General features: G+C 49.3%; 7 protein-coding genes. 5 read left to right on the top strand and 2 right to left on the bottom strand.

Annotation, left to right across the window (positions count from 1 at the left end):
- The first annotated feature begins 202 nt into the window (after positions 1 to 202).
- Positions 203 to 598, top strand: coding sequence for a DMT family transporter (locus tag J7438_RS19895; protein ID WP_209277931.1), 396 nt, complete (start codon positions 203 to 205; stop codon positions 596 to 598).
- Entirely contained in the window at positions 577 to 912 is a 336-nt protein-coding gene (locus J7438_RS19890) for an SMR family transporter (protein ID WP_209203393.1), read from the top strand. Before J7438_RS19895 ends, J7438_RS19890 begins: the two co-directional genes overlap by 22 nt.
- A 51-nt stretch (positions 913 to 963) precedes the next feature.
- Here the strand turns inward: J7438_RS19890 and J7438_RS19885 are convergent, their stop codons facing one another.
- Positions 964 to 2,559 carry an amidase family protein gene (locus J7438_RS19885; protein ID WP_209277930.1) on the bottom strand — a complete coding sequence of 532 codons (1,596 nt, stop codon included), beginning with the start codon at positions 2,557 to 2,559 and terminating at the stop codon, positions 964 to 966.
- A gap of 558 nt (positions 2,560 to 3,117) precedes the next feature.
- Between J7438_RS19885 and J7438_RS19880 the strand changes: the two genes are divergently transcribed.
- Complete coding sequence (locus tag J7438_RS19880) at positions 3,118 to 4,500, top strand: hypothetical protein (RefSeq protein ID WP_209277929.1); 1,383 nt, start codon at positions 3,118 to 3,120, stop codon at positions 4,498 to 4,500.
- 114 nt (positions 4,501 to 4,614) lie between these two features.
- Here J7438_RS19880 and J7438_RS19875 read toward each other — a convergent pair whose 3' ends face one another.
- Complete coding sequence (locus J7438_RS19875; RefSeq protein ID WP_209203396.1) at positions 4,615 to 5,058, bottom strand: acyl-CoA thioesterase; 444 nt, start codon at positions 5,056 to 5,058, stop codon at positions 4,615 to 4,617.
- Between the two features lie 212 nt (positions 5,059 to 5,270).
- Here J7438_RS19875 and codB point away from each other — a divergent pair, with 212 nt between their 5' ends.
- A complete protein-coding gene (gene codB / locus J7438_RS19870; RefSeq protein WP_209277927.1) occupies positions 5,271 to 6,524 on the top strand; it encodes a cytosine permease in 1,254 nt (417 codons plus the stop codon).
- The gene (gene codA, locus J7438_RS19865; protein ID WP_209277926.1) at positions 6,521 to 7,810 is read left to right on the top strand and encodes a cytosine deaminase; all 1,290 of its coding nucleotides are present in this window, start codon (positions 6,521 to 6,523) and stop codon (positions 7,808 to 7,810) included. The genes codB and codA overlap by 4 nt, the downstream gene beginning before the upstream one ends.
- The last annotated feature ends 53 nt before the right edge of the window (positions 7,811 to 7,863 follow it).

Genomic DNA, 7,863 nt, shown 5'->3' with positions numbered 1-7,863 from the left:
TTGGTCTAAAAAGTCCGAAATTTTTAGCAAATAGAACCACTATTCACTAAAAATTTCCGACTTTTTATCCTCAATTTTCTGCCATCCTCGCTACGGGCGCTATTCTCGGACAGCCTCCTAGTCCCCCCCTGTCTTTTTTGCTGAAAAATAAACCACCATTCTGAGTGTTATTTAATTTGATCTCTTGATCGGGTGCATCCCTATGTATTACTGGTTTATGCTGTTTCTGGCCATTATTACCGAGGTGGCCAGTACCTCCTTTATGAAAATGGCTTCAGGAAGCAACCCTGTTATGGGCTATACATTGATGGCTATCCTGATTTCCATTTCCTATTTTTTCCTGTCACAGGCAGTTCGAAAAATCCCCCTGGCCATTGCCTATACCATGTGGGAAGGACTCGGTCTCCTTCTGATCAGCCTGATGTCCTGGTATTTCTTTAACGAAACGTTCTCAGCCAATAAACTCATTGCCATGGCCTCTCTGCTGACCGGCATGGTGCTGATGAACCTGGGAGAGAAACTGGCGGAAAGACGGGAAAATAAAGAGCCACTGATTAACGAGAAGGAGCTGCAGCCATGTCAGACCATCTGCAACTGATTGCTATTTTCTGGGTCGTTGCCGCTTCCAGCTGCGATATTATTGGCAATGTACTGACCAAGCTCTCCAACGGCTTCACCAGGAAGCGGTTTGCCGTGATGGTGATGGTCGTTCAGATTGCGGCCTTTGTTTTCCTGTCCTTTGCACTGGAAAGCATTGACCTTAGTGTTGCCTATGCACTGTGGGGAGCGCTGGGTATTATTGCCACTTCAATTATTGGCAGAATGATGTTTGGGGAAAGTCTCCACCCGGTCAAAGTGCTGGGTATAGCGGTAACATTGGTTGCCATTGTTTTTCTTAAACTGTCAATCTGAACCCGACTATTACTGGCTCGCCAGAAAGACGAGCCAGTATACCAGCAGCCGCTAACTTTCCCGGTGCAGATAGTCACCAAAATAGATGTCCGGTTTTTTCATTCTAAGCTCATTACGTTCCCGGGTTACATTTTCAAACTCTTTTGCCAACGGCATAAAATGGTAAAGGTTGCAGTCATCTTCCGAAGTACTCATCAGGGTCAGCCCGACGGGCATACCATGAACTTTATCATGACCTACAGGCAGAGTAATTGCGGGCACATCAAGCAAGTTAGCCAGACTGGTGAGCTGACTCAACTGCAATGAACTCCGTAAGTCCGCCATACCGTATTGTTTTTCGCCCCTGATAATATCTCTGCTCACTTCAGGAATCGTGGGCATCAGAATCACATCAACGCCCCGATCTTTGAGTGATTTAAGGTGCTGTTTGAATTGCCCACGGTTTTCTCTGGCAACGCGCTTCATCCGATCAGTAAACGATTTGGCCAAATTCATATTCAGCTTGAGTTCCGGATCGGCCTGGCTCCGTTGATCATCGGATAACACAGATGAATTAAAGGCTTGCAGTTCTTCAGAGCCAAACAGTACCACATGGGACAGAGCCAGTGACCTGGCATTCCCTGGAGAATTCTCAAGATCCATAAGATGGACTTCCTGCACATTTCTGGCCTTGCCATATTTACTCTGCCAGCAGCCAATGGCCTGTAGACATTTTTCTGCAACGGCCGGATTGGCAATGCCCATGGCATCCAGATCAATCGCCAGACCCAGCTTCTGGTAATCCAGACAGCGTTTATCCGGCCTGACACTGCTGGCCGCCAGAAACGCCTTGGCAATATCGACCACCTTGAGTCCTAAAATTCCTGACTTAACCATTGACTCCGGGTTATCTTTATAGGCTCCCCCTGTCTGATCAAGAAACGATTCAGCACGAACCTCTGCCTTGCCACACATCCCCCCGCCAATGCCCGTTGCTCCCGCGGGAATACGGACAGAACCACCACCATCACTGCCGATGGCTATGGGCACCAGACCACTGCTGACCGCGACGGCACCGCCAGAAGTGGAACCACCGGGAATTTTAGGTCGGCCATTTTTTCCCAGATAGGTATTCGCCAAAGGACCATCTTTGGGATTGATACCACTGGCACCGGCACCCAGTGCATGCTGGGTGTTGGTTTGCAGCAGGCAGAATTCATCAGAAGCACCAAGGATATCGAGAAACCTTGTGGTTACCGCTTGCTTAACGCCCTCCCCTTTCATTCCATGGGTTGCTGTCACCCCCTTTAAGTGAAATTCAGCCTTGACCGAAACGGGTATTTTATTATGTTGGAAATCACTGGCTTGCAACGGCTGCTCAAAAATACCCTGTTCGCTGATACACCCTCTCTGTGACTCTGATAGTTGATCTGATTGGCAGGCTTTTTTAATAGCATCTGAGATATTCTCAACATTAACGCCACACCAGTCAGACAATGGCTTATCCAGATGGCTATCAGGCTCCCGGTCAGGCTTGATTTCCGATAAAAATTGCAGATATTCAGTGTCGGTTATTGTCTCTTCATCACCAGCGGCCCGAGACGTAACAGCATTATCCGAACTCAACTGGTTTATCCCCTGATCATTGAAAGTCACTCTTTCGGGCATTGAATTCGATAATCCGGAAATAAACCGCATACCCGGTGTAGCGAATTCAAGACGAGACAGCGGTTCAAGAACATATTTCAGAAAAGGGCCTTTGTTTCTGTGGCCCGAAGGAACCAGATTCTCAGCCCGGCATTGAGGGTATTGTTTTATTGTGCGGTGGCAGAAGAACCCGGAGTCATTATCCTTTGATTGTGAACAGAACTCACATTCAAGAGCTGATAACTTTGACGCTGATAGTGCAGTTGACGCATCCATTTTGACCCTTTGCCCCTTGCTCTGTATGTTTATGTGTGTGCCAGTCGAATTTTCTCGCAAAGGCTTGAACAGTGAGTTTAGACAGTGAACCAGTAACATTAGTTCATTGACAATATCCCCCCTGAATTTGCCCTGTGAACTTTGAAAAAACATCATTGTCCAAGCGCGGGCTTTATCAAACTTATCGCCATACGACTATTTAAAAACAAGTACCAGCTAACTAACCACTTTTGTCTTCATATGATTTTTATATTAAGCAATTACACCTTTTAACCACTGCTGATTTTCATTCGGGTACATACAATGGATATCCCCATCGGGCAAAGTGGCTACCACCATAACAGTACAGTAACGCTTGCAGGCCAATCGGATGCAAATCTTTCGTATTCGGGTGAACAGCGGGATAATCAGAAAAAAGGTACTCCTGTCTGCCAGGCTGTACCAGTAACTCCGATGGTAGCGGCAAGCGACAATGCATTAATAAAACAAAACAAGTCACTGAGTGAGTATATTGCGCAACATTGTCACTCATTACGAAATCTGATGTCAGTGACAACACCGCAACCAGAAGTATCCCTATTGCCAGAAAACCTGTTGGATACGGCGGAACAGAGGCTGTTGTCAATAGCCGAGCTTGATGAGATGCAACGGCATATCCGCCTGCAAACGGACATCACGATTAATGGTAAACGCTATAAGCTGGAAACACTGCCCGATGATACACCGCTGTTTTACCAGTTTTATTGCCGGGATCAAAAGGCAAGCATTGATGATGAGTCCATTCGCATTTTCCAGAATAATTGCCTTATTGAACAATCCCGTGCTGCCATCATTCTCATCAATAACGATCTGATCAATAAAACAGTGGCCGCTCAGGTCAGGCAGTTGGAACAGACAGTTAAAAATGTACGTGTCGTTGATGTGGCAAAGTTGCTTCCTGAGGGCGACGTGGCCGGTATAAAAGTCACCCAGAACATGGAAGACCAATTTTATCTGGAACTGGATGCCCGGGTTTGCACACTGAAACAACATTATTTTACCGATGGCCGCATAAGAACTTACTCGAGCTTTCATGACATCATGGACATTCTCCAATTCGTAGCAATGTACCATTGTGATAAGGTCTGTGAATTAGCAGGAATTAAAACCAACAGTCGGGGATGCATAAAAATCGACTGGGATATGGAGTTAATAGCGCCCATTGGTACTGTTAAATGCCCGGATGGTATTAGTACTTTTGTTATGGACAGGATTCAAAGGACAGATGACGCCGGAAATAATGAGTTAATACATACTCTGCGATCGGAGAACAGCCTGGTAGCAGTAACCAGACCACAGCACCCCATCATGGCTGAGTCAGTTTGCCCTTACCCTGCAAGTATATTCTGTCAATTCTCTGGTGCTATCAATCAATCATTCAGTCAGTCACTCCACTCTCCAGACTATGATGTCAAACAATTCACCATAAAGGGGGATGGTGAGATCAATTCCCTGAAGATGTTATGTCGTTTGAAAGACCGGGAAAAGATTGCCGGTAATATTGACCCTGCTCAGCAACTAAGCCTCAGCTATAACCCACGGGACAGCTGGAAGCAGAAAATTGCTTTTCCATTAACGGGCATCAAAGCAGATCAAAGTCGGGTCCGGGGTATCAGCTCATGGCAGAAAAAGACACCAGAATCATAACCTGTGAGGCCCTGCGAAGATAAAAATATTCGTCACCCGGGCCATCTCTATGACCTGACTCCAAACAGGCTGAGCAGTGGCTCTTTTCAGCAAAAAAGCCCCTGTTCGATGAAGTTAGCTACTTGCTATCCCGCCTGCTTCAATTTTCTGAATATGGGCTTTCACTTCCTCTGGAATACTGGTCTTGCGATTGGTCAAGAAGTTAAACATAACGCCCGTTGCGGTACCGGTTGTGGTCACTCTGTTCAGGCTTTTACTGAAAATCGCATACTCCATGGTAAAACGGTCTTCCTGCACATCACGAACTCTTGAGCCCACCAGCAAGGTGTCTGGATAGGTAACCGGAACCTTATAAAAGCATTGGGTATGACTGATCACCGGGCCAATGCCACTGCCTTTCGCTTTTTCCATCATCTGCATTTTGCCGAAATAATCGATCCGGGCTGATTCAAAATAACGGAAATACACGACATTATTGACATGCTGAAGGGCATCCATATCCCCCCAGGCTACGGGTATCTCAGTGATGACGGGATAGTCTTCCAGCAGGTGCTCCACAGTAATGACTCCTTTTTTTTCTATTATTGTGTGCATTTAACAGAAATGCGCGTGCAACCATAAAGGGAATTCAGGCAATTAACAACAGGTTCCATCCTAAGGTAATTTCCGCAATCGGCTTCGGTTTATCATTGACTGACTTCGAATGACCGTTCTGTTAGCATGAATATCCGGCTATCAGGCCCTCAACCTGTTTCTTTATTGGAGGACCAATGTCGGAATATTCCCAGGATTACGCTCACGCTCCCGTTTCAGCTGCTGCCCGTAAAGGCTTCTTCCCCATTTTGGTGGTCATGGTCGGTTTTACCTTCTTCTCAGCCAGCATGTGGTCCGGCGGAACCCTGGGACAAGGTCTGGACTTTTCCAGCTTTCTGATCACAGTGATGATCGGCAACCTTCTGCTCGGTGCCTACACGTCAGGTCTCGCCTGGATGGGCAGTAAAACCGGCCTTTCCACTCACCTTCTCTCTGAATACGCTTTTGGTAAAATCGGCGGTAAGCTGACCTCCCTGGTGCTGGCCGCTACCCAGGTGGGCTGGTTCGGTGTGGGCGTGGCCATGTTTGCCCTGCCGGTGAACAAGGCCACCGGAATTAACACGGAGATTCTGGTCTTAATCTCAGGATTCCTGATGACCGTCACCGCTTTTTTCGGTTTCAAGGCTCTGACCATTCTCAGTTTTATCGCAGTTCCCGCCATTGCCCTGCTGGGCGGTTTTTCGGTCAGGGAAGCCGTGGCGAGCGCCGGTGGCCTGTCGGCATTGATGGCGATTGAACCGGCCGCCACTATTACCTTTGCCAGCGCCATCAGTATCTGTATCGGATCGTTTATCAGTGGTGGTTCCCTAACCGCGGATTTTACCCGTTTTGCCCGCACACCGAAAATTGCGGTCAGTGCGACACTGATTGCCTTCTTCCTTGGCAACAGCCTGATGTTCACCTTTGGTGCCATCGGTTCCATGGTGACCGGTCAGGCGGATATCGCCGAGGTGATGTTCCTGCAGGGTTTGATTTTGCCAGCTGTGATCACACTGGGCCTGAATATCTGGACCACCAACGATAATGCCCTGTACGTTTCCGGCCTGGGCTTTGCCAGTATTACCGGCAAGAGCAAAAACCTGATCGTGATGATCAACGGTGCCCTGGGAACCTTGTTTGCCCTGTGGCTCTACAACCACTTTGTCGGATGGCTGGGCCTGTTGAGTTCTGCACTGCCACCCGTCGGTGCAATTCTGCTGGCTGATTACTTTCTGGTAAGAAAAGGCCATTACCCGGACTATCAACAAGCATCTTTTGCGACTATCAACCCGTCAGCACTGATCGCCTGGGTTGCCGGCATTGCCGCCGCAAGCCTGTTGCCGGGTATTGCCCCCATCAATGGTGTTGTGGTGGCGGCTATCAGCCATGTCCTGCTCCAGAAAGCGCCCATTTTTCAGGGCCGCATGGCTCACACTGAGACTTCGATATGAGACTTGAAAACGTCCGTCTGCACCAGCAAGAAGGCCTGTTTGATATTGACATGGACAATGGCACGTTTACTGCCATCACACCTGCTGCCACGGTCCGAAATACTGCCCGGAACGAAGGAGTCGAGGTCATCGACGGTCATGGACGGCTGGTCCTGCCGCCATTTATCGACCCACATGTACATCTGGACACCGCTCTGACCGCCGGAGAGCCGGTGTGGAACCGCAGCGGCACCTTGTTCGAAGGCATTCACAACTGGTCTGAGCGGAAAAAAACGCTGACCCGGGACGATGTTAAAAACCGGGCCGCAAAAGCCCTGGAGTGGTATATCGCCCAGGGGGTTCAGCACGTTCGCAGCCATGTGGATACCACTGACCCATCGCTCACCGCTTTGCAGGCTCTGCTGGAACTGAGAGAAGAGATGCGGGAGCTGATTGATATTCAGCTGGTCGCCTTTCCCCAGGAAGGCATCCCCTCCTTCCCCAAAGGGGCTGAATTGCTGGAAGAGGCCCTGAAGCTCGGGGCAGAAGCCGTTGGCGGCATCCCACATTTTGAATACACCCGTGAATACGGCATTGATTCCCTGAAAACGGTGTTTGATCTGGCCGAGAAATACGATCGCCTGATCGACATCCACTGTGATGAAATTGATGATGAACAGTCACGCTTTGTAGAAACAGTCGCCACCCTGGCCCTGGAACGTGCCATGGGGCAACGGGTCACCGCCAGCCATACCACGGCCATGCACTCTTACAACAATGCCTATGTTGTTAAATTGATGCGCCTGCTGACAAACTCCGGCATTCACTTTATTGCCAACCCGGTCACCAACCTGAATTTACAGGGGCGCATGGATAGCTATCCAAAGCGCCGGGGTATTACGCGCATCCCTGAGTTGCTGGAAGCCGGGGTTAACGCCTGTTTTGGTCAGGACGACATTGTCGATCAGTGGTTCCCCATGCAGGGCGGCAATATGCTGCTGGTGCTGTTCACCGGTCTGGTCGGCTGCCAGCTTACCGGCTTTGACCAGATTAACCGGGGCATCGACCTGATTACCCACAACAGCGCCCGCTGCCTGAATATTCACGACCAGTACGGTATTGCGGTTGGTAAACCGGCAAACCTTATTATGCTGGACTCCGAGAGCGTATTTGATGCGGTACGCCGCCAGGCTTCGGTCACCCACTCTATCCGCCGGGGTAAGTTGATTGCCAGCACCGAGCCAGCCCGAACCAGGCTCTATCACTCTGGCCAGTCCAGGGATATTGACCTGAGCTGGTCGATTTAACCGGTCCCCTGCTCACCATATTTCGGGGAGCAGTCACTTTCTCCGCGCCATTT

It is taken from the genome of Thalassotalea sp. G20_0 (assembly GCF_017744175.1).
Classification (GTDB): domain Bacteria; phylum Pseudomonadota; class Gammaproteobacteria; order Pseudomonadales; family Endozoicomonadaceae; genus Endozoicomonas.
This window is presented reverse-complemented; position numbering and strand designations above follow the sequence as displayed.